The organism is Virgibacillus sp. Bac332 (assembly GCF_003667785.1).
Classification (GTDB): domain Bacteria; phylum Bacillota; class Bacilli; order Bacillales; family Amphibacillaceae; genus Virgibacillus; species Virgibacillus salarius.
The window spans coordinates 2,378,546-2,401,425 of the sequence record NZ_CP033046.1 but is presented as its reverse complement, the minus strand read 5'-3'; the positions used below and the strand labels follow the sequence as shown (position 1 = coordinate 2,401,425).

19 protein-coding genes are annotated in these 22,880 nt (G+C 36.5%); 7 read left to right on the top strand and 12 right to left on the bottom strand.

The window, feature by feature from the left end; all coding sequences use genetic code 11:
• Positions 1-43 precede the first annotated feature (43 nt).
• From rbsC to D9782_RS11355, 5 genes are all read right to left on the bottom strand, one after another.
• Positions 44-979, bottom strand: a complete 936-nt coding sequence (gene rbsC / locus D9782_RS11375) for an ABC transporter permease subunit (protein ID WP_121604805.1) — start codon at positions 977-979, stop codon at positions 44-46.
• Complete coding sequence (locus D9782_RS11370) at positions 963-2,480, bottom strand: sugar ABC transporter ATP-binding protein (protein ID WP_121604804.1); 1,518 nt, start codon at positions 2,478-2,480, stop codon at positions 963-965. Before D9782_RS11370 ends, rbsC begins: the two co-directional genes overlap by 17 nt.
• Positions 2,481-2,892: 412 nt before the next feature.
• A complete protein-coding gene (gene rbsK, locus D9782_RS11365) occupies positions 2,893-3,789 on the bottom strand; it encodes a ribokinase (RefSeq protein ID WP_121604803.1) in 897 nt (298 codons plus the stop codon).
• 7 nt (positions 3,790-3,796) lie between these two features.
• Positions 3,797-4,783, bottom strand: a complete 987-nt coding sequence (locus D9782_RS11360) for a LacI family DNA-binding transcriptional regulator (RefSeq protein ID WP_026682688.1) — start codon at positions 4,781-4,783, stop codon at positions 3,797-3,799.
• Positions 4,784-5,055: 272 nt separating this feature from the next.
• Positions 5,056-6,504, bottom strand: a complete 1,449-nt coding sequence (locus tag D9782_RS11355; RefSeq protein ID WP_034679590.1) for a carbon starvation CstA family protein — start codon at positions 6,502-6,504, stop codon at positions 5,056-5,058.
• A 277-nt stretch (positions 6,505-6,781) separates the two neighbouring features.
• Between D9782_RS11355 and D9782_RS11350 the strand changes: the two genes are divergently transcribed.
• Entirely contained in the window at positions 6,782-7,933 is a 1,152-nt protein-coding gene (locus D9782_RS11350; protein WP_121604802.1) for a pyridoxal-phosphate-dependent aminotransferase family protein, read from the top strand.
• A gap of 199 nt (positions 7,934-8,132) precedes the next feature.
• Positions 8,133-9,716 carry a phosphoglycerate dehydrogenase gene (gene serA, locus D9782_RS11345; protein WP_121604801.1) on the top strand — a complete coding sequence of 528 codons (1,584 nt, stop codon included), beginning with the start codon at positions 8,133-8,135 and terminating at the stop codon, positions 9,714-9,716.
• Positions 9,717-9,782: 66 nt separating this feature from the next.
• Here serA and D9782_RS11340 read toward each other — a convergent pair whose 3' ends face one another.
• On the bottom strand, positions 9,783-10,568 hold the full coding sequence (locus D9782_RS11340) for an HAD family hydrolase (protein ID WP_026682684.1): 786 nt from the start codon (positions 10,566-10,568) through the stop codon (positions 9,783-9,785).
• Between the two features lie 146 nt (positions 10,569-10,714).
• Between D9782_RS11340 and D9782_RS11335 the strand changes: the two genes are divergently transcribed.
• Positions 10,715-11,809: a branched-chain amino acid aminotransferase gene (locus D9782_RS11335; protein WP_026682683.1), complete on the top strand. Its 1,095-nt coding sequence runs from the start codon at positions 10,715-10,717 to the stop codon at positions 11,807-11,809.
• A 583-nt stretch (positions 11,810-12,392) separates the two neighbouring features.
• On the opposite strand, the gene thpD is transcribed toward D9782_RS11335, so the two are convergent.
• Entirely contained in the window at positions 12,393-13,289 is an 897-nt protein-coding gene (gene thpD / locus D9782_RS11330; RefSeq protein ID WP_026682682.1) for an ectoine hydroxylase, read from the bottom strand.
• Positions 13,290-13,600: 311 nt separating this feature from the next.
• Here thpD and D9782_RS11325 point away from each other — a divergent pair, with 311 nt between their 5' ends.
• From D9782_RS11325 to D9782_RS11315, 3 genes are read left to right on the top strand one after another with little or no spacing between them, the layout of a single operon-like run.
• Positions 13,601-14,398, top strand: a complete 798-nt coding sequence (locus D9782_RS11325; protein ID WP_026682681.1) for an ABC transporter ATP-binding protein — start codon at positions 13,601-13,603, stop codon at positions 14,396-14,398.
• Complete coding sequence (locus D9782_RS11320) at positions 14,376-15,137, top strand: ABC transporter permease (protein ID WP_026682680.1); 762 nt, start codon at positions 14,376-14,378, stop codon at positions 15,135-15,137. The genes D9782_RS11325 and D9782_RS11320 overlap by 23 nt, the downstream gene beginning before the upstream one ends.
• A 15-nt stretch (positions 15,138-15,152) precedes the next feature.
• Positions 15,153-16,145 (top strand): aliphatic sulfonate ABC transporter substrate-binding protein, encoded by a 993-nt coding sequence (locus D9782_RS11315; protein WP_121604800.1) that lies wholly within the window; start codon positions 15,153-15,155, stop codon positions 16,143-16,145.
• A gap of 83 nt (positions 16,146-16,228) precedes the next feature.
• Here D9782_RS11315 and D9782_RS11310 read toward each other — a convergent pair whose 3' ends face one another.
• Together D9782_RS11310 and htpG are read right to left on the bottom strand one after the other, a co-directional pair.
• A complete protein-coding gene (locus tag D9782_RS11310; protein WP_121604799.1) occupies positions 16,229-16,426 on the bottom strand; it encodes a hypothetical protein in 198 nt (65 codons plus the stop codon).
• A 521-nt stretch (positions 16,427-16,947) separates the two neighbouring features.
• Complete coding sequence (gene htpG / locus D9782_RS11305) at positions 16,948-18,828, bottom strand: molecular chaperone HtpG (protein ID WP_121604798.1); 1,881 nt, start codon at positions 18,826-18,828, stop codon at positions 16,948-16,950.
• A gap of 190 nt (positions 18,829-19,018) precedes the next feature.
• On the opposite strand from htpG, the gene D9782_RS11300 reads away from it, so the two are divergent.
• Positions 19,019-19,396 (top strand): hypothetical protein, encoded by a 378-nt coding sequence (locus tag D9782_RS11300; protein WP_121604797.1) that lies wholly within the window; start codon positions 19,019-19,021, stop codon positions 19,394-19,396.
• A gap of 305 nt (positions 19,397-19,701) precedes the next feature.
• Here the strand turns inward: D9782_RS11300 and D9782_RS11295 are convergent, their stop codons facing one another.
• The 3 genes from D9782_RS11295 to D9782_RS11285 are packed head-to-tail and all read right to left on the bottom strand — an operon-like array spanning position 19,702 to position 22,865.
• A complete protein-coding gene (locus D9782_RS11295; protein WP_121604796.1) occupies positions 19,702-20,637 on the bottom strand; it encodes a nucleoside hydrolase in 936 nt (311 codons plus the stop codon).
• Positions 20,638-20,680: 43 nt separating this feature from the next.
• Positions 20,681-21,892, bottom strand: a complete 1,212-nt coding sequence (locus tag D9782_RS11290) for a NupC/NupG family nucleoside CNT transporter (protein ID WP_026679673.1) — start codon at positions 21,890-21,892, stop codon at positions 20,681-20,683.
• 22 nt (positions 21,893-21,914) lie between these two features.
• A complete protein-coding gene (locus tag D9782_RS11285; protein ID WP_026679672.1) occupies positions 21,915-22,865 on the bottom strand; it encodes a nucleoside hydrolase in 951 nt (316 codons plus the stop codon).
• Positions 22,866-22,880 lie beyond the last annotated feature (15 nt).

The following is a 22,880-nucleotide window of genomic DNA, read 5'->3' as shown; positions in this document are numbered from 1 at the left end:
TAGAATTTTTTATAAATGGTTGTATTTAATACTATTTTCCAATTTAGGGTGACTTCCTATCTAGTAAGACTGCTAATAAAATAACAACGCCTTTTACAATCTGCTGATAAAATGAAGAAACATGTAATAGGTTTAAACCATTATCGATGACTCCAATTATTAAAGCACCTATTAACGTTCCAGTGATTCTCCCCCTCCCTCCAGCTAAGCTGGTACCTCCAATGACAACTGCTGCAATCGCATCTAACTCATACATGCTTCCAGCAGTTGGCTGTGCGGAATTTAAACGACTTGTAATTATAATTCCAGCTAAGACAGATAGCATACCCGTCAACGAATAAACCCAGATTTTCACTCGATCTGCTTTTATTCCAGATAAGGTAGAAGCTTCTTCATTTCCCCCAACTGCATAAACTTGTCTACCAAACACGGTCTGTTGAAGGATAAAATAAAGAAGAAAGAACATAATGACCATAACGATCGCTGGAAAGGGAATTCCAAACACATAACCTTTTCCAATCATTTCAAATAGAAAGCTATCTGATAATCCAGTAATCGGCTTACCATCTGTAAATACAAGCGTAGCTCCTCTGTATATTGTCATTGTTGCAAGTGTGGCAATAAATGGCGCAACCTTTCCTTTTGTAATAATAATGCCATTTACCGCACCTAAAATGAGCCCAATAACTAAGCCCATGCATACTGCCAATAACGGATCCATACCACTTGTCAGTAGCCCTGCCGTTAAAGCACTTCCCAAAGCTAAAATAGAACCTACAGACAAATCAATACCTGCTGTTAGGATGACAAAGGTCATGCCAAATGCAATAAGTGCATTTACGGATACTTGTCTAAGAAGGTTTAAAATATTATCTAGCGTAAAAAAATTATCACTCAGTATACCTAAGATAAATGTGATTACAACCAATCCTAATAGAGGGCCGATTTTTGCTAAGCTAAATCTAGTAAGTTGAGTCATGCCTTACACCTCCAGTCGCAGCTGCCATAATTCTCTCTTGATTCGCTTCCTGCCTATCTAAAAACGTCGCTATTTTCCCTTCATGCATTACCATAATTCGATCACTCATACCTAATATTTCGGGAAGCTCAGATGAAATCATTATGATAGCAACACCACTTTTAGTAAGCTCATTGATAATTTTATAAATCTCCTTCTTTGCCCCAATATCCACCCCCCTAGTAGGTTCATCTAATATTAAAATCTTTGGGTTAATTCCTAACCATTTTGCTAGAACAACTTTTTGCTGATTTCCACCACTTAACGACTTCGCCTCCTGCTCACTACTTATAGCTCGAATTTGTAATTTATTTATTAATGCTTCAATTAATAATGTTTCCTTTGAATTTACGATAACACCATATGTTGATATCGCTTTCAAATTTGCTGATGCAATATTTTCTCTAATCGGTGCATGCATGATTAGTCCTTTAGATTTTCTGTCTTCGGTTATAAAACCAATTCCTGCTTCGATTGCATCTCTTGGATGTTTAATTGTTACTAATTTTCCATTTATTCTAATTGCACCATGGTCCTTGTTACTAAAACCAAAAATAGCTTCCATTACTTCTGAACGGCCTGCCCCCATCAAACCTGCTATTCCAAGAATTTCCCCCTTTCTTACAGAAAAAGAAATATTTTCAAACAGGTCTTCTTTTGATATATTTTCTACTTCAAAGATCACTTTACCAGGAACGTTTACTCTTTCAGGAAAACGATCTCCCAATTCCCTTCCCACCATCATTCTTACTATGTCAGTAAAAGATGTATCCGCGATTAATTTTGTTCCAATGGTTTGACCATCTCTTAGTACCGTAATGCGATCACATATATCGAAAATTTCTTCCATTCGATGAGAAATATAAATTATACTAACACCTTGATTTTTGAGTTTCTGGATTACATGAAATAACCGTTCTATCTCACGTTCCGTTAAGGCTGCGGTTGGTTCATCCATAATGATCATCTCTGCATTCGCCGCCAAAGCCCGAGCAATCTCCACCAGTTGCTGCTTGCCTATCGATAAATTGCCCGCTATATCATTTGGGTGAATGTTCGTTACCCCTAACTCATATAAACGTCGCTTCGTACGTTGGTGCATTTCTTTTTTATTAAGTATACCTGTCTTACCATATGTAATATCTTTTCCTAAAAACAAATTTTGTGAAACAGTTAAATGCGGAATAATATTTAATTCCTGATGAATTACAATAATTCCGTTCTGTTCAGCTTGTTTCGGATTCTTAAAAACAACTTCTTTATTCTTCCATTTTATTACACCTTGATCTCGTCTATAAATACCAGTTAATATTTTTACTAGCGTAGACTTGCCTGCCCCATTCTCTCCCATAAGTGCATGAATTTCACCAGGTAACACTTGAAAATCAACTGCTTTTAAAACAGGATTGCCTGCGAAATACTTATCAATATTAGCCATTTCTATGATTGGTGATGCCTTCATTCTCATCCCCCCATGGTATAAAAAGATACCTACTTATGTGGTGCTACAATCGTATGCGTACTTGTAGAAAATACAACTACCAGCCTATGTCTAGTAATCTACTGTTAGAAACGAAGACTATCTCATTTGAGGGTAAGCCTCTATGTACAGCTGTACCAGCAATTGATATTAAATAACTCTGCTCCTAGTTAAATGGTTAATCCTTACAATTTTCATCTCACATCTATGTGTAAGATGACACCGACTTCAAGACTTTAACAGGAGTCATCAAGGATTAGTGGAGGATTAATTATCCGAAAATTCCCGATAAGATACACTAAAATCGCCTCTGTGTACTTTCAAAGATACAATTGTACGAATGAAATTCGTACCGTCGATAGACCATAAAACCTCCACTAAAGATTCGTTAAATTTATTGAACGCTACCTCTTTCTTGCAAAAACTGTTCAACCATTTGCTTCGTCGGCATCCCACCTTGTGCACCAATTTTACTAACAGATAATGCTGCAGCTGCAGTTGAAAATCTAATTGCTTCAGGAAGAGAATGTCCTTGGCCGAGTTGGGTAGCAAGTGCACCATTAAATGTGTCACCTGCACCTGTTGTGTCTTTGACACCAACTTGATAACTTGGAATATGGTACTCCTTCCCATTTAGAAAATAATGGACACCTTTCTCTCCTTGTGTCATGATTATTTTTTCTTGAATCTTCATAAATAATGGATTACTATTCAATGCTTCTGCTTCTATTTCATTTGGGGTCAAATAGGTTGCTAATTCTAGCAGCTCATCAGGTAAATCTTGATACGGAGCAGGATTTAAAATAACTGGAACCTGAAATTCTTTCGCTACTTGCACGGTATAGTTAACTGTTTCCATTGGAATTTCCAATTGTACAAGAACAACATCACTCTCCTTTATCAAATGACGATGTTGATCTATAATATTCGGTGATAGACTATAATTCGCACCAGGTACAACAATAATTCGATTATCATTTTCCGATAAAATAATATTAGCGATCCCAGTTGACGCTTCGTTATCAATTGATATGCCCGAATCATTGATACCCTCTTTCCGTAAATGCTTAGAAAGTTTATCTCCAAAGGCATCCGCACCTACCATTCCAATCATGTTAACATTAGCACCAAGTCTTGCTGCCGCAACGGCTTGATTCGCACCTTTACCACCTGGAAATGTTGAAAAATGCTTTCCAAGCACCGTTTCTCCTTGCATAGGCATCGTCTGTGTAGTTATCGTTAAATCCATATTAATACTACCTATAATGGTTACAATTGGTTTATTAGTCATTTGCAGTTTACCTCCGTTTTCTAGTTGAATCACGCTCTATTAACTTTGTCTTTAGGTTGACTTGCTCAATGCTACGATTTGAGTCATGAATATGCTCCAATAAAAGCTTTGCAGCCTGTGCCCCAATATCATAAATCGGCTGCTCCATCGTTGTTAACGAAGGGGTAGTTGTCTCCCCCATAGCTATTCCATCGAATCCAACTACCGCCAATTCCTCTGGTATTTTCACACCTAATGCTTCTGCTGCTTTTATTACTCCTACTCCCATCTTATCATTTGCTGCAAATATACCATCAATTTCTGGATGATTAGTAAGTAATTCTTTCGTTACTGCAATTGTTTTTTCATAGTTATATTCACCAGAAACAACATAGCTTGATAGAAACCATTTCTCTTTTTTAACTATATCTAAATAGCCACCAAGTCGTTCCAATGTATTCATCGCATAGTCCGGTCCGCATATATGCGCAATTCGTTTACAGCCAATTGCTTTCAGATAATTCGTTGCCTCCCTAGCACTTTCGCGATTATTAACCGTAACAGAAGATAACTGCTTACTAACAATCCGATCAAGTGCAACAACAGGGGCATTCATATTATGAAGATAATCTTCCTTTAAATTACTTGAAACAATAATAAAACCATCAACTGACTTCTGTTGTAATGCATTTAGATACGTTATCTCTTTTTCAAGATCATCATCAGTATTACATAGTACAAATGTATAATTATGTTTATTTGTTATATCTTCTACTGCACGAGCTAGCTCTGGAAAAAACGGATTCATAATGTCTGGTACAAATAACGCAATCATTTTGGACTTCCCTTTGAACAAACTTCTAGCAATATCATTAGGTCGATAGTCCAATTGCCTAATTGCTCTTGTCACACGTTCTTTTGTATCCTTATTTACATATCCATTATTATTTAGCACCCTTGAAACTGTTGCCGTGGAGACGTTTGCAAGCTTTGCTACATCTTTTATCGTTGCCATTATTTAAACCCTTTCATGTAAGTAATTTCTTTGTTTATTCTTAATATGTAACCCGTTACAGAGATCATCATAGTTCGTTTTACAAATGCTGTCAATGTTTTTTTCAAAATATTTCCTAAAGCGAGAAATTAATTGGCAATTTTCATTAAAGCAAAAAGCCGAACTAAGAAATTTGAATCCATTCGGCTTTTTGTTCGTTCTATTCTATTTGTTGTTTTGATAATTCTTTATCGTTGGTAAATATATAGAATCTCGTTTCTGTTTCATCCCATCTAACCAACGTAAGTATTAGTAAGCCTTTTTTCTTTATTTGCCGTTTTACTTTTAACTAGCTGGTAAATAAACCAAATGAATACAACAGCCCAAATCACTGTTCCAATAACCATTGAAAGTCTGTATTCTAAATGAAATCCCTCAGGTGCATAAAATATATACGTACTTACTACTCCAGTCATAAATAATGCTGGTATGCTACATATCCAGTGAAACTTCTGATGCTTAAGTAAATACATGGCACCAGTCCAAAGCATAAATGTAGCTACAACTTGATTTGACCAACCCACATATCGCCATAAAAAACTGTAATCTATTAAGGATAATAAAAATGCAGGTATAGCTACAGGAATAACCAATAATATAAGCGATCTCTTTCCTAACACTTGCTTATTCGATAACTGCCTTAGTAAATCAGCTAACATCATTCTTGATGACCGTAATGCTGTATCTCCTGTAGTAATTGGCAGTATCATTACACCCAACACTGCTAATATACCGCCAAATGTTCCCAATGTAGCAATACTAATTTCATTGACAACACCTGCCGGGCCACCTGACCCAAGAGCAGTTTGCAGTCCATTTGTTCCGTTATAAAACGCCATCCCTGCTGCCGCCCAAACAAGAGCAATGATCCCCTCTCCTATCATAGCTCCATAAAAAACTTTTCTTCCTTCGCTTTCTTTTTTAAGGGTTCTAGCTAAAATCGGACTTTGTGTACTATGAAATCCTGATATTGCACCACAAGAAATTGTCACCATTAATAACGGCCAGATAGGTAGCTCATTAGGATGAAGATTAGTCAACGTTAAATTAGGAACGGTATAGTCAAAAAAGAATATCCCAACACCTATAGAAATAGCCATAAAAATAAGGATGGCACCAAATAACGGATATATCTTACCAATAATTTTATTGATTGGTAGAACGGTAGCTAATAGAAAATACGCAAACACAATTAATATAGATGTCAAGAAATTAAGTGGACTTATTTGTGACAATAATTGTGCGGGCGCAGCAGTAAATGCTGCTGCCACTAATATCATTAATAATATAGATAAAAGCGTAATAAATGCTCTAGCATATTTTCCTAAATATTTCCCAACAAGTGATGGAAATTGCGCTCCTCCTTGACGTAGCGATAGCATACCTGACATATAGTCATGAACAGCACCAGCAAATATACAACCTATTACAATCCAAATAAATGCAACTGGACCATATAACGCTCCCATTACTGCACCAAAAATCGGTCCGGTTCCAGCGATATTCAACAACTGTATTAAAATTGCTTTCCACCAGCTCATTGGCATGTAATCAAAACCATCCTGATTCGCATATGCAGGAGTAGGCCGCTGATCGTTAATGCCAAAAATTTGTTCAACCACCCTTCCGTATACGAAATAACCAATAAGTAATAACAAGATGGATGCTACAAAAGTAACCACCGCTGTCCCCTCCTTGTCCAAAAATCTATTCGATAGATTTCCTTTATCCTTTTTTAGAATTTTAAAGAATATTCTATATTGGAAAATTAAATAAAGCAACCTTTTTTATCTTTCATCTTTAGAAGCTATTGGTTTGAACATGCCAAAAGAATCATTTTACAAATTTAATATTTTAAATACAGGAAATTGATTGACAATATATAAAGTTCTGCTATGCTGAAAAATATTATTTCAGAACAAATGAAATAGACGGAATTTGTCTAGAAAGGAGTAAATTATGCAAATGGAACAGCAAATACTTAGAATACCTGGGCCCACCCCTATTCCCCCAAGTGTTCAACGAGCTATGTCTCAGCCAATGATTGGACATAGAGGGCAAGAAATGCAGGCGTTGCTTGAAGCTTTAAAGGGTAAGTTGAAGCCAGTCTTTGGTACAAAAGAAGAGGTATTGCTATTCACATCAAGTGGCACAGCCGCTCTAGAAACTGCTGTCGTAAACGCTGTGGAACCAGGTGAAGAAGTAATTGTAATTGTATCTGGTGCATTTGGTGATAGGTTTACGAAAATATGTGAGGAATATCACATTTTAGTTCATCGTTATGACGTCACATGGGGAGAAGCTGCTAGCCCAGATCAATTACAACATTTATTACAAAAACATCAAGATGTAAAAGCTGTATTCGCTACATTTTGTGAAACATCTACTGGTGTGCTAAACCCCATAAAGGACTTAGCAAGCGTAGTCCATCAGTACTCAAACGCGCTATTTATTGTGGATGGTGTTTCTTGTATCGGTGCTACCGAAACGCAAATGGATGAATGGGGATTGGACATTGTTGTGACTGGGTCACAGAAGGCAATGATGCTTCCGGCTGGTCTAGCTTTTGTTGCTGCCAGTAAACGTGCTTGGGAGGCAATTGAACATAACCAGCAACCTCGTTTTTATCTAGACATGCGAAAATACCGTAATAAGTTAGAAGAAAATTCAAGTCCTTTTACACCTGCTGTTTCATTATTATTAGGGCTTAAACAGGCTATTGCATTAATGGAAGATGAAGGACTATCCACTATTTATAAACGCCATCAGCTCATGGGAGAAATGACTCGAAATGCTTTTCATGCATTGAATATTCCTTTACTGACAAAGGATACTGATGGGTCACCTACAGTTACTGCTGTTCGACCTGCCGATTTTTCAGCTGAAGCACTAAGAAAGGTACTTCGTTCAGAATTTGGATTAACCATCGCTGGGGGACAACAGCATTTAAAAGGAGCCATTTTCCGTATCGGTCATATGGGGTATTGCAATCCCGCTGATGTCCTACAAATTATTAGTTTAATGGAGATTGGTTTGCGAAAGATTAACAAAAATATTGAGCTAGGAAAAGGTGTTCGTGCTGCGCAAAATGTATATTTAAACAACAAATAGAATAAAGTTATTTCTTTCAGTAAAGTTTCGGTTTGTTCACCATTCGTCATTGCAAAGTCATTCCCCGTTGACATACTATATTCAATTAATTCACGAGTGAGATCTCTGTAAAATCCACTGAAGTCAGTTAATTTTAGTTACTAGTGAATTAATTAGGATAAAAATCTAACTTTGTCCGATACCCTTAGGAGGTAATAAAATGTTTAAAGTTTTAATTTCAGATCCATTAAGTAAAGAAGGTATATATCCTTTAAATCAAGCAAATCATATCAGCATTGAGATGGCAATTGACTGGTCACAAGAGCAATTAGAAGATCGGATAGCGGAATACGATGCCCTATTAGTCAGAAGCCAGACACAGGTTACGCGAAACTTAATCATGAAAGCGCACAAACTCAAGATTATCGGACGTGCTGGAGTGGGTGTAGATAACATCGATCTGGATGCGGCTACTGAATATGGAATTATTGTTGTCAATGCACCAAATGGTAATACGAATTCAGCAGCCGAACATACGATGGCCATGATAATGGCCCTTTCAAGAAAGATTCCCCAAGCATATTTATCACTTAAAAACAAACATTGGGATCGAAAAAAGTATGTTGGTACGGAATTAAAGAATAAAACACTGGGAATCATAGGACTTGGTCGTATAGGTGCTGAGGTAGCTTACAGAGCGAAAGGTCAACGCATGACTATTATTGCATATGATCCATTTTTAACAGAGGACAAGGCAGAAAAAATGGATATACGATATGGCACAGTTGAAGATGTATTAAAAGATGCTGATTTTATAACAATACACACACCGCTTTTAAAAGAAACGCGTCACTTATTGAACGCAGAAGCTTTTAAGCTTGTCAAACCTGGTGTACAAATTATTAATTGTGCTAGAGGTGGAATAATTGATGAGGATGCTCTCTATCAGGCCATTCAATCCAATCAAGTGGCTGGAGCAGCATTAGATGTATTTGAAGAGGAGCCATTTTACAATAATAAATTATTGGAATTACCAGAAGTCATAGCAACCCCCCATCTTGGAGCAAGTACATTTGAGGCACAAGAAAGTGTAGCCATCGATGTCAGTGAAGACGTTATTCGTTTTCTGGCTGGTGATGTCGTACGTCATCCAGTAAATCTTCCTTCTTTATCAAAAGAAATATTAAGTGAGATTGAACCTTATTTCCATCTTGCTGAGAAAATCGGAACATTTCTTATTCACCTAACAAATGAAGCTGTTGAAGAAATTAACCTTTACTACTCCGGTGACCTATCAAAAACCAAAATAGCTCCCATTACGCGTAACGCAGTAAAAGGATTATTAACAAGACACCTTGGCGAGCATGTGAATGATGTTAATGCACTATATCTTGCCGAAAAACGAGGTATAACTATTCATGAAAATAAGACCTCATCAACCAAAGGTTTTACAAACCTGTTAAATGTTGAAATCAAAACAAAATCAGAAAAACGTAGTGTTTCCGGCACATTATTAAATGGTTTAGGTCCCCGAATTGTTAAAGTTGACCATTACAGTGTAGATGTGACACCAAAAGGTCATTTATTAGTTATCCACCATAAAGATCAACCTGGGGTAATCGGAAAAATGGGAAGCTTACTTGCTACACATCAAATCAATATTGCAACAATGCAAGTAGACCGTGCAGATATTGGTGGAGATGCCATTATGGTGATGACTGTAGATCGACACATTGAAAAACATGAGTTATCAGCCATCGAAGAAGTAGATGAAATTCACGATGCTACAGCGATAGATTTATAGAATCATTTGGAGGCTTGTTACATCTCAAGCTTAGGCTGTCGTTCGCGACAGCCTAGCTTACCCTTCTTATACACCTTTACGAATTAGAGCTAATACGGACGATAAATCCTTTACTTCGAAAGTTGGTAATCCATTATTCTCTATATCTTCTCGATTAATCCAGATCGAATCAATGCCAATTCGAGAAGCTCCCAATATATCTGTATTTAAATTATCACCAACCATGATTACCTTATCTTTTTCCACTTCAAGTATATCTAATGCATGTTGAAATATAGAAGCATCCGGCTTTCCCTTACCAAATGCTCCAGATATTATAATCGCATCAAAATATGACCTTAGCCTAGGGGTTAAGTCTAGCTTTGTTTCCTGTAAATCTGGAGAACCGTTTGTTAATAATAGTAATGTAAATTCACTAGCTAACTGATCAAGCACATCAAAGGTATCCTTATAGACGTACGCCTTCTCCTTTCTAATCCTTGGAAAAGCTTCAGCTAGCTCAGCACCAAGGTATGGATCATCGACACTAACTTCTCTTAATGCTTCTGTCCAAGTCGATTTACGATAATCTGGAGCCAGCTTGTGAAGCTGCTCAAAGACTTCTCCCTTATCAAAAAAATCCCCCCATAATCCCTCGAATGGATTAATACCAATCATTCTAGTAAAAGAATAGGTAGGATAGGAAGCATATAACCTACGAGCTTTTTCCTTTACTCTTTCTTCCAGGATGATAGGATCAATTTTGGTATTAGCCTTACTCGCTAGTTTACAAGTATCTTTAAACGATTCTTCTATACTTTTTTTATCCCATAATAACGTATCGTCTAAATCAAAAATAATTGCTTTGCGCATCTATACATCTCCCTTTCATCTTGCATACCTTATAAAAAGTATACAACATTTTAATTAAATAAAAAAAACTGAAAATTAAGGGTTGCTTTTATTAGAATTATAGACTAATATAGTTATTAAAATTTTTACAGCAAGGGGATAGTGACATGGAAGAATGGACAGTTAAGGTAAACCATAGTGCAGTGAAAAAAGAAAAACCGAAAACCGATCAACTAGAATTTGGAAGAGTATTTACAGACCATATGTTTATTATGGATTATTCTGTACCATTAGGCTGGCACGATCCACGGATTGTACCTTACGAGCCTTTGACGATTGATCCTTCCGCAATGACATTTCATTATGGTCAATCCGTTTTCGAAGGATTAAAAGCCTACTATACACCAGAAGGCGATATTCATCTGTTTCGACCTGAAAAAAACCTGCAGCGTCTAAATCGGTCAAATGATCGGCTATGTATTCCTCCGATTGACGAAGCATTTATTCTGCAGGCGATTAAGCAGCTAGTATATTTAGATAAAGAGTGGATTCCAACCGCTGAGGGAACATCTCTTTATATCCGTCCATTCATTATATCTACGGAACCATTTATCGGCGTGGCTCCATCACATCAATACAAATTAATCGTTATCCTATCACCGGTAGGGGCCTATTACAAAGAAGGGATAAATCCCGTTAAAATCGCTGTAGAAAATCAATACGTTCGGACAGTAAAAGGTGGTACGGGTGAAGCAAAAACCGGTGGAAATTATGCTGCCAGTTTAAAAGCACAAGAATTATGTGCACAAAAAGGATTTACTCAGGTACTATGGTTAGATGGATTAGAAAAGAAATATATTGAAGAAGTTGGTAGCATGAATGTATTCTTTAAGATTAATGGAAAAGTTTACACACCAGCACTTAATGGTAGTATTTTAGAAGGAGTAACGCGAAATTCTGTTATCCAAATGCTTCAATATTGGAATATACCGGTGATTGAAGAAAAACTCGCAATCGATGATTTATATCAAGCTTATTTAGATGAAACGTTGGAGGAAGCTTTTGGTACAGGAACAGCAGCAGTTATTTCACCAATTGGCCAACTTAGTTGGGAGAATAAAGATCTTTATATCAATGAAGGTAAGACAGGAAAAATTTCAAAAGCTCTTTATGATACACTAACTGGAATTCAGTACGGTAGAGAAAAAGATCCTTTTGATTGGATTGAAAAAGTAACGAAAAAAAATACAGTTAAACAATAAGCGAACTTATTTTTTATTATAGCTATACAAGGGAGCACTAGATGAATACTAGTTCTCTCTTTTTTATGCCAAATTATTTTTGAATTAAAGATTATCTTTCCCACCATTTTCCGATGAGAAATAGAATTAATCATCTTTTTTGATTTCCTTCTATCCTCTCCCTAAGCTTACATACCATCAAGTAACTACGGAGAGTTTCACCATATATTCTGTGAACGAATATTCATTTTTTGAAAGAACTTGTTGATAGATCTCACCATAATCCATAGCCTCTATTTCCCACTGTTGTGATAGAATTCTCATCATTACATTTGGTATCAACCATTGAATGGTTTACTGTGACGATTCATTTAAGAGAAATCTTGTAGAAACCTATAGTCATAGTTCAAAATAAGACCATGTGAATAAATAATGGCGTGTTGAGCCGCGTCCAGCTCCTGCGCCAGATACGAGGAGACTTCTAGAATCTCCCTACGATAATATTTCCTAGATAATAAAGCTGACTACAAGGCATAACTTGTAGCCAGCTTCTAATCATCTAGGAATACTTAATTAAGGAAAGTTTCCCTTAGTTACCCTCTTTTCAACCGCTTAAACTCAATTCATTCTGACGAACTGCAATATATTCTGGACGTTCTTTTCCTCCAGAAAATGGTTCTACTAATCGATTCTCAATACTATTATATACCATAAATAAGTTATTACGTGGATATGGCGTCATATTACTAGATGATCCATGCATTGTATTGCTTTCAAATAATGTTACAGCACCTGCTTTTCCAGTTGGGGCAGTAATACCTCCACCTTTATCACATAACCAGCGTAGACTGTTTTCATCAGGAACACCCAGTTTTTGTTTTTTAAGTGACTTTTTATAATTATCTTCTGGAGTATCCCCTACACAGCTAACATAGAAATTGTGGGATCCAGGTATCAGCATTAAAGGACCATTAAAGCTATAATTATCTGATAACGCAATCGACACACTTATTGCTCGCATCCGTGGCATACCATCCTCAACATGCCATGTTTCAAAATCAGAATGCCAATCAAATTCTTTTCCTTTAAAACCTGGTTTATAATTAATTCGAGATTGATGTATATATACGCCACTTCCCAATAAATATTCAACTATGTCAAGAAGTCGCTTGTCATTTGCTATATTCTTAAAGTAGTTATCATCATGATGCACGTGAAAAATAGAACGAATCTCATCACTCTCTGGCTCACGAATAATTTTGTCAGAAGAAACATTGTGATGAGACTTTTGCAATTCAAAAATGGCTTTCTGCATATCCACTACTTCCTTATCTGAGAAGAAGTTTTTAATCTGCAAAAACCCATTTTTTTCATAAGAATCAAGCTGTTCTTTTGTAATAGGAGCCTGATTATCTTTGGATCGATCTGTATAAATAACAGGATCCTTCCGCTTCAAAATTTCCGGTCGGTTATTTTGCCTTGAAGGATAAAGATCTTCCATGAGTAACACTCCTCCTACTATTAAATTACTATTATAAGATTGTATATAATTAAGTATCCCTAGATTTCCAAGGGAAACCTTCCTACATTAACGATGTCTACCCCAATCATTCAACTATTAAACTCCTAATATAATAATTGTTTTGAATAATTATATAATTTAACCTCTAAAAAATCAAACCAACCATCGTTAACTAAAATGAAAGGAAACTAAAAAACAATTGACGTATTTACTCGTGGTTGCGTATAATGATAGCAATCCAAACAAATCATACTTTTCTTATAGGAATTTAATGAATAGGAGGTTGCAACTTGCTACTCAAACTACAAAACGTTGGGAAAACATTTATCGATAAGCAAAAACATACTTCATTTGAAGTTTTTTCTGACATTGATTTAACGATTGCTGAAAATCAGTTTGTATCCATTCTTGGGCCATCTGGTTGTGGAAAATCAACCTTATTATCCATGGTTGCGGGGCTTGAAAATACGACAGAAGGTAGCATTACACTAGAAAAACGAGAAATAAAAAAGCCAGGACCCGACCGAGGTATGGTCTTTCAGCAACCCTCTCTCTTCCCATGGCTTGATGTTAAAGGTAATGTAACCTTTCCGTTAAAAAAAAGCATGAATAAGCAGCAGGCAGAACTCGAAGCCGACCATTTTTTAAAATTGGTACAGTTAAGCAAATTTAAGCATCATTATATTTATGAATTGTCCGGTGGAATGCAGCAACGTGTGGCTATTGCCCGTGCTTTAGCAATGAATCCCAAAGTGTTACTAATGGATGAACCATTTGGGGCACTAGATGAACAAACACGTCATATCCTTCAAGACAAATTATTAGAAATTTGGCAACAAACAAAGAAAACCATTTTATTTGTTACGCACAGTATTCATGAGGCTATCAAACTATCTGATCGTATCATTGTAATGGGAACTCGTCCCGGGAGAATTATCTCAGATATTACCATAGACTTTCCAAGGCCTCGTGATCGTGAAAATCAGCAAGTAATTACGTTAGAAAAAGAAATTATGAATCTGTTGAAAACGGAAATAAATAAAGTGTTAAAGGAAGAATTAGCAGATGAAATTCAGCATAGCAGCTAAACGTATTATGTTTCTTATTGTTGTTATAGGTATATGGCAATTTATTTATTCTCTAAATATTTTTGAAGCAATTGTGTTCCCTTCCCCAATTACCGTTGCTACCGCCTTATACGAAGGCTTTACAAGTGGTGATTTAGTAAAGGCTCTAGGAGCTAGCTTTAAACATTTACTTTTTGGAATGTCATTAGCTATTCTCTTTGGAACAATTATTGGGGTTATTCTCGGAAAATCAAAGCAAGCAGATGAAACAGCTGGTATGTATTTGATAGCTCTTCAAAGTATTCCAAGTATTGTATGGGTACCGCTTGCCATTATGTTATTTGGATTTACGGAATTTTCGGTTATATTTGTAGTTGTTTTAGGTGGTACTTTCGTTATGGCTATTAATGTAAGGTCTGCTATTCAAAATGTTTCACCTCAGCTTATTCGAGCAGCTAAAACAATGGGAACGCAAGGACTAAGGTTATTTTACCGAGTAGAGGTACCTGCTGGAATCCCTTACTTTATGACAGGTATACGACTTGCCTGGGCTTTTAGCTGGCGTGCATTAATGGCTGGAGAATTATTAAGTAATGGACCAGGTCTAGGATACTCCTTAAGCTACGCTCAAGATTATGCCAGAATGGATCAAGTAATAGGTATCATCATTATCATTGGAGTTATTGGCGCTATTGTCGATCATTTCGTATTCTCAAAGCTGGAGCATACTGTAATGAAACGATGGGGATTATTAAGATGAAAGGATGATTAAAAAATGAAAAGAATCACAGGATTTATTTTCTTATTTTCATTGCTTGCAAGCTTATTAACAGCATGTGCAAATAATCAATCAGACAGTAATCAAGTGGAAATAACGATTGGTTATTTCCCAAACATTAATCATGTTGCAGGAATGGTAGCTGAAGAAAAAGATTTATACGCAGATACTTTACCTAGTGGAACAAAAGTGAACTATCAATATTTTCCTGATGGTTCAGCATTTATGACAGCATTGGAAACAGGTGAAATTGAAGGTGGATTGGTTGGCCCTGGTCCAGCTATGAATCATTTTGTTAGTGGAGCGAACATTAATATTGTCGCAGCTGGATCTACTGGAGGAACCGTAATAATGGCTAGAAATAACGCAGAGATAGAAAGTCCAGAAGATCTAGCTGGTAAGACATTTATTTCCCCGCGAGTTGGCTGTACGCATGATGTGCAATTCGAGGCACAAATGAAAGAAGAATATCATTTAACATCCGATCGGGTAAGTGGTCAGATGAAACATGTAACAGGTAAACCGGCGACCTATCATAGTATGTTTACTTCAGGGAAAATTGATGTAGCTACTGTACCTGAACCCTGGGCTTCAGTCATTGAAGTCGAAGGTAGCGGAAAGGTATTAATTGACACGCCAGAAGTAGCTTGGGGAGATACGTTACCTGCGGCTGTTTTTGTAACCTCTCAGGATTTAATTAAGAATAACCCAGAACTTGTTCAACGTATTGTGGATGGACATAAAAAGGCAACAGCATTTATTCAAGAAAACCCAGAAGAAGCAAAAACAATAGCGATTAATAAAATAAAAGAAATTACGGATCAGGATCTATCCAAAACGGTGATTGATAATGCGTGGGAACGAATTGATTTCACATTCAATATTGAACCAGAAGTTCTTGAAGAATTTTCCAACTCATCCTATGAATTAGCATTTTTAAAAGAGAAGCCTAATTTAGAAGGATTGGTTGACAAAAGCTTCCTAGAATAAGAAAAACGGAGCAAAATTCGCTCAGTCCGTATCACTAAATGCTCAGATTTACGCTTCCTCTAGTAGCTATTATGGAATAATAGCTACTGCTTGACCACCACTCCGGCTGCCCACTTCCCTTTCCGTGGGGTTTGTCCTTCAGCTAACTTTTTTAGCAAAACCCGCTCAAAAAAGTGGATCTTCAGGTCAAACATTTCCCACAGGAGTTGAAGTGGCCGGCCTTCGCTATTATCAGGATCTACAACGCTAGCATGAAGTAACACAGCTGCTTTTATACTCACGGATAGCGATTTTCACTTTACCCATTGTAAAAAAAGTCAACCTATTACTTATGACAAGAATTGTTCACCTTCTCATAGCGGAGACTAATTACGTAGACTCCTGCGGGAATAGCGCGAGCCGCAAATCCACTTTGCAACGTGTTCTTCTTTGCAAAGTTAGTTGAGGCCGTGCCCGCGGAAAGCGAAGTAATTAGTCGGAGCATTGCCAATATACATCAAACATTTCAAAATAACTACTTGGCTTAACGCAGTCATTGCACTGATTTTATACTTTCTTAACTTATAAAGTAAAACTTCAATCAGTCGGGGGTACTTACCCCCCACTGATTGCTAGTACCACAATGGTATATCTAAATGCCTTTGAATCCATCGGATATTTACTGGTAGTTAGTCCACACTTACCAATATTGGTTTTATTTTATTGTTTGAAGTGTGGATCTTACTGCCAGTTATATGTTGGATAATATGATTGTTCGTATGGTATAGAAGTTGTGTATTGTCTGAGACCTATCACTAATCTATCAAATCATAACCTTGCAGATATCATTCGTAAATGCAACTGGATCATTTACAGGCATCCCCTCTATAAGTAAAGCCTGATTATATAATAGGTTTGTATACAGGGCTGTTTTGTCCTTGTCATTCGCAAATGTCGTTTGTAATGCTTGGAAAATATCATGGTTCGTGTTTATCTCCAATACTTTATCCGCTTTAACTTGCTGGTTATTTGGCATGGAATTCAACACTTTTTCCATTTCTAAAGATATATCTCCATCAGCAGATAGACAAACAGGGTGAGATTTCAAACGTTTGGATGCACGCACATCCTTTACCTTACCCGCTAAATTCTCCTTCATAAATGTAAAGAGTTCTTTATTTTCTTCCTGCTTATCTTTATCTGTTTCGTTATCTGTCTCTTCATCTAAACCAAGATCGCCACTAGAAACAGATTTGAATTCCTTATCTTGATAGTTCATGAGCATTTTAATAGCAAATTCATCAATTTCTTCAGTGAAATATAGTATTTCATACCCTTTATCTGCTACCATTTCAGTTTGTGGTAATTTCTCAATTCGTTCAATGGATTCACCAGAAGCATAATAAATATAGGCTTGGTCTTCAGGCATGCGTTTAACGTATTCATCCAGTGAGACTAATTTCTTTTCTTTAGAGGAGTAAAATAATAATAAATCTTTTAACGTTTCTTTATTTGCTCCAAACTCGTTATATACTCCAAACTTTAATTGTCTACCGAATGAATCATAGAATTTTTCATACTTTTCTCGATCATCTCTTAACAAATGCAATAGTTGAGTCTTTATTTTTTTCGTTATATTTTTCGCTATTACCTTTAATTGACGATCATGCTGTAGCATTTCCCGAGAAATATTCAGTGATAAGTCCTCTGAATCTACCATTCCTTTAACAAAGCTAAAATAGTCAGGCAGAAGGTCCGCACATTTATTCATGATTAGTACCCCATTGGAATATAACTCTAACCCTTTTTCGAATTCTTTTGAGTAATAATCAAAAGGTGTATTTTCAGGTATGAATAAAATAGCATTATACCTAACAGTACCATCTACATTTATATGAAGGGATTTTAAAGGCTTGTCAAAGCCATATCGCTTTTCCTGATAGAAATTTTCATAATCCTCGTCTGTTAATTCATTTTTATTCTTCTTCCAAATTGGAACCATACTATTTATCGTTTCTTCTTCTACATAATCAACATACTCATCACTTTCTTCATCCTTTGGCTTACTTTTTGTTACATCCATTTTGATTGGATAACGAATAAAGTCAGAGTATTTTTTAATAATTTCTTTTAAGTGAGCTTCTTCTAGATAGGAATCATACGACTCGTCTTCCGTATTATCCTTTATCTTTAAAATGATTTCGGTTCCAATCTCTTCCTTCTCATATGAAGTAATTGAATATCCTTCTGTACCAGTTGATTCCCATTTATATGCTTCTTCACTGTCCAAGGCTTTACTAATGACTGTTACTACATCAGCAACCATAAATGCAGCATAAAAACCCACACCGAATTGACCAATAATGTCATGCCCATCTTTTAATTCTGTATCATTTTTAAAAGCGAATGATCCACTCTTAGCAATCGTACCAAGATTTGTTTCTAATTCATCCTTTGTCATTCCAATTCCAGTATCTATTACTTTCAGTGTACGCTCTTCTTTATTTGGAATGATCTGTATGTAATAACTATCCTTATTAAAAGATAAATTCTCATCCGTCAAACTTCGATAGTACATTTTATCCATGGCATCACTAGCGTTGGATATTAACTCACGCAAAAACACCTCACGTTGGGAATATATCGAATTCACCATCAACTCTAGTAATCTCTTAGATTCGGCTTTGAATTGCTTCTTTTCCATTTTAGCTTCTCTCCTTTTTAATCGGTTCTGAATAATTAATAATATCATAGTTTAAATATCATAATCTATATCTTCTGTCAATAATCTAGTTAATTGTCTATTATTATAACTAAATAGGCGGAAAATAATTAAAATTATAATATCCGTCCGAAACATTTTACCATTCATTTTAATAATGTAAAGAGAATTTATGAAACAAGTAGTAGCGATTCTGATAGCATTTGCAACAATTTTCTTTGCATCGCTTTCATTGATTTCAGCAAAATCAAACGTTACTGGAACATGGGATTATATTGGTTCTTCCATATTTTTTAATACTACTGGCATTGCCGAGTCCACTGGTGGTGATTTTAAGTATTGCTTAACAGCTGGGCCATCGGGGTGGTATAAATTATGGGAAGATGATCCTGTTGGAGACGACTTTGTAGGCGAAAGGTATTTATCTCATGATGAATGTGCAATCTTTAGGAATATTGGTGGATATGTGGATGGATCTAATAATGAAGCGGAATTTTATGTAAAAAAAACTTCACAGTACAAACGTCAAAGCGTATATGACTTTTTATGATTAAGTAAAAAAGACGGAATCAAACGTGTTTTCATTAAAGAAAAATATAACTAAGCTATTCCGGAAATATACTTCGCTGTGCTGCGAATGGCTGGTGAGTCTCCTCGCCTAACTTACTTTGGAGACTCACCGATGCCTTTTCTCCCTCATATATGGAAGGGCAGCGATACATCGCATTTTTTTCAAGGCGTCTACATATATTTCAAGTGATAGCGTATTACATTGTTCGCCTTTTTAATGGACCGTTTTAGCTATATTCCAACCCTATTCTAAGACAAATACATATATTTCCCCAAGCTCACGGGTCACAATTGCTTCTTTAACGTATCTAAAAAGAGAGTAGTAAATCGATCTGCATCTACTGCAAAGCACACTTCAATATTTGGTTCTTTTTTCCATAGGTGGAGAAAATCACAAATGGTTTGTCCGTAGCTCAACTCACTTTTTGTTTCAATGTCCACAAAGTATTTTGCCGTTTTAACAAGCGAAGGATCAAGAACAACCCCGACGGTTAATGGATCATGAAGTGCGCAACCATTCTGTCCATAATTATCCATGCTATACTTACGATAAACCTCCGTGCTTTTCATTACAAAATCATAATACAAAGACCCTTGCAATTGTTCAATGTGTTCTTTCGTAAGAAAGGTTTTCATGGTTACGTCTAAGCTGACTAATTTTATAGGCATTCCAGAATGAAATACAATCTTTGCCGCCTCTGCATCTGCAAAGATATTAAATTCTGAAGTTGGTAGCGTATTTCCTCTACCGCTTTCAGAAACAAGCCCCCCCATCACAACAACTTGCTTCACTAACTGAGGGAGAGTTGGCTCTTTACGTAAAGCTAAAGCAAGATTAGTCAACGGGCCAACCATAATTAATGTTAATTCTCCTGGAAATTTCTTTGCCTGTTCAATCATAAAATCAGGAGCAAATAATACTGGATCCTCTACTCGTGGAACGATGTTTTGAAGCGATCCACCTATTCCATCATCTCCATGAACACCAAACTCATGGAAGGCTCCTTTCAAAAGTGGTTGGCCAGCTCCACGATAAACTGGGATATCACTTCTTCCAGCCAATTGTAATACCTTTTTGCTATTTACCATAACTTGTTCGAGTGGTACATTCCCATTAACAGCTGTTATTCCTGCTATTTCTAATTGTCCACTTTCTACTGCCATTAAAATAGCAAGGGCATCATCCACTCCGGTATCAACATCCAGAATTATCTTATCCATTTCCTCATCCTCTTTCTGCTCACCACTAATTCATTCATATTTATCAAATTAGCATTCCTGCTATTGCTGCACTCAATAAATTTGCTAGCGTTCCACCAATAATGGCTAGAAATGCCAGCCTTACTAAATCATTTTTTCGCGATGGAGCAAGCCCACCAATTCCTCCAATGAGCATCCCCATACTTGCTAGGTTAGCAAATCCGCATAAGGCAAACGTAATAACTGCTACTGTTTTATCTGAGAAATGTTCAATTTCTGCTCCAAAGTTACTAAACGCAACAAATTCATTTAAAACGAACTTTTGACCAATAAAAGAACCGGCTTGTACCGCTTCATCCCAAGGTACTCCGATAATAAAAGCTAGGGGTGCCATCACGTATCCAAGTATTTGCTCAATGGTAATTGCCTCAAATCCAAACAGGCCACTAACCCAGTCTAGCCCAAGATTCACCAATGCAATAAGTGAAATAAACGCCAATAACAATGCGCCAATGTTCAATGCAAGTTTAAGTCCAACTAAAGCACCGTTAGAAGCTGCATCAACAATATTTTGTGCATCTTTTTCTGCATCAATCTTAATTAGTTGCTCTTCTTGCACTTCTGTCTCTGGTACTAACATTTTAGCAATTAACAAACCTGCAGGTGCAGCCATAAATGCCGCCGCAAGTAAATAATCTAATGGCACACCAAGTAGCGAGTAACCGACAAGTACTGTACCTGAAACAGAAGCTGCTCCTCCAGTCATCACCGCAAATAACTCTGATTTTGTCATTTTTTCCAAATATGGTTTAACGACAAGTGGAGCCTCTGTCAAGCCTACAAATATATTTGCTGCTGCTGATAATGACTCTGGCTTTGTTGTCTTTAAGATAAGTGATAAAAAGCCACCGATCGCCTTTGTTAGCACTTGCATAACCCCGATATAGAATAAAACAGAAATTAGTGAAGAAAAGAAGATAATGACAGGCAACACTTGAAACGCAAATATCATTCCAACTCCTTCCATACCAAGCAAGCCTCCAAATAGGAAGCTAATACCATCGTTTGATGTATTAATAATTTGCTCAACAATAGAAGTGATCCCTTTAAAAAAGTTTCTTCCCAATTCCCATTTTAATACGATAAAGCCAAAAATAAATTGAATGGCTAGTGCACCGATAACTGTACGAAAGTTTATTGATTTCTTGCTTTTAGAAAGTAGAAATGCAATAAATAATATGATTATAATTCCAGTCATTCCCCATAAAATTTCCATTGTAGCAAACCTCTCTTCGTTGTCAGTATGAATTCGTTGATAAAACTTTGATGAGCGTATTTCTAAACTTTTCTCTATCAACACCTTCGCACACACGCACATTTGGTGATTTTTCACTACGGTTATTCCTATCCACTAAACTGTAGCCTCTTGTTAGTTCACCTTTTGTTTCAATATCAACAAAATAATCATTAGATGCTATCATTAGTTCTTCGTTTGCTGCAATAGCAACTAACAATGTATCAGGATGGGTTGTCCCATCGATTTTATGAACTTCCTTATTAAATTTCATGACTACGCGATTAATATCCATAAAAAATTTTGAACGTGCCGTACCGATTGCCGCAATTTCCTGGTGATCGGTATCATTCATTACAGAATAATCCGTACACATATCCCATCCCACCATCGTGATTGGGATGCCAGCATGTAAAACAATTCTTGCGGCTTCTGGATCTACCCAAAAATTATACTCAGCTGCAGCAGTAATATTTCCTAATGCATTATTTGTTCCACCCATGATATAAATATGTGGAATATCCTTTACTATTGTTGGATCCTTTTTTATGGCCATGGCAATGTTTGTTAATGGTGCAATCGCTAAAAATTCAATTTCACCAGGGTTCGCTTTAACTTTTTCAATGATGAAGTTAACCGCATGTCCATCTTCAGGACGTTGATCTGCCTTTTCAAAAAAGGAATCTCCCATACCATCTTTGCCATGAACATCCTCTACTGTGCGATGAACAGTTTCCCCAATCGACAAAATTGGCCTCTCATGTCCCTTATAGACAGGTACATTATAATCTGGATTAAATACTTGAATGGTGTATAAAGCATTCTCTACCTCTTGATCAAAATCAACATTTCCGCCAGTAATCGTAACACCTTCAACCTTAAAATGATAAAGAGCAGTTAGTAATGCGATTGTGTCATCGCCAGCGGTATCCGTATCAATAATAACTCGTCTCATGATGCTACAACTCCT

What these genes read in the sequence shown, in the direction of transcription:
- rbsC (WP_121604805.1), bottom strand. Translation starts at nt 979, where the DNA reads ATGACTCAACTTACTAGATTTAGCTTAGCAAAAATCGGCCCTCTATTA.
- D9782_RS11370 (WP_121604804.1), bottom strand. Translation starts at nt 2,480, where the DNA reads ATGAAGGCATCACCAATCATAGAAATGGCTAATATTGATAAGTATTTC.
- rbsK (WP_121604803.1), bottom strand. Translation starts at nt 3,789, where the DNA reads ATGACTAATAAACCAATTGTAACCATTATAGGTAGTATTAATATGGAT.
- D9782_RS11360 (WP_026682688.1), bottom strand. Translation starts at nt 4,783, where the DNA reads ATGGCAACGATAAAAGATGTAGCAAAGCTTGCAAACGTCTCCACGGCA.
- D9782_RS11350 (WP_121604802.1), top strand. Translation starts at nt 6,782, where the DNA reads ATGCAAATGGAACAGCAAATACTTAGAATACCTGGGCCCACCCCTATT.
- serA (WP_121604801.1), top strand. Translation starts at nt 8,133, where the DNA reads ATGTTTAAAGTTTTAATTTCAGATCCATTAAGTAAAGAAGGTATATAT.
- D9782_RS11340 (WP_026682684.1), bottom strand. Translation starts at nt 10,568, where the DNA reads ATGCGCAAAGCAATTATTTTTGATTTAGACGATACGTTATTATGGGAT.
- D9782_RS11335 (WP_026682683.1), top strand. Translation starts at nt 10,715, where the DNA reads ATGGAAGAATGGACAGTTAAGGTAAACCATAGTGCAGTGAAAAAAGAA.
- thpD (WP_026682682.1), bottom strand. Translation starts at nt 13,289, where the DNA reads ATGGAAGATCTTTATCCTTCAAGGCAAAATAACCGACCGGAAATTTTG.
- D9782_RS11320 (WP_026682680.1), top strand. Translation starts at nt 14,376, where the DNA reads ATGAAATTCAGCATAGCAGCTAAACGTATTATGTTTCTTATTGTTGTT.
- D9782_RS11315 (WP_121604800.1), top strand. Translation starts at nt 15,153, where the DNA reads ATGAAAAGAATCACAGGATTTATTTTCTTATTTTCATTGCTTGCAAGC.
- htpG (WP_121604798.1), bottom strand. Translation starts at nt 18,828, where the DNA reads ATGGAAAAGAAGCAATTCAAAGCCGAATCTAAGAGATTACTAGAGTTG.
- D9782_RS11300 (WP_121604797.1), top strand. Translation starts at nt 19,019, where the DNA reads ATGAAACAAGTAGTAGCGATTCTGATAGCATTTGCAACAATTTTCTTT.
- D9782_RS11295 (WP_121604796.1), bottom strand. Translation starts at nt 20,637, where the DNA reads ATGGATAAGATAATTCTGGATGTTGATACCGGAGTGGATGATGCCCTT.
- D9782_RS11290 (WP_026679673.1), bottom strand. Translation starts at nt 21,892, where the DNA reads ATGGAAATTTTATGGGGAATGACTGGAATTATAATCATATTATTTATT.
- D9782_RS11285 (WP_026679672.1), bottom strand. Translation starts at nt 22,865, where the DNA reads ATGAGACGAGTTATTATTGATACGGATACCGCTGGCGATGACACAATC.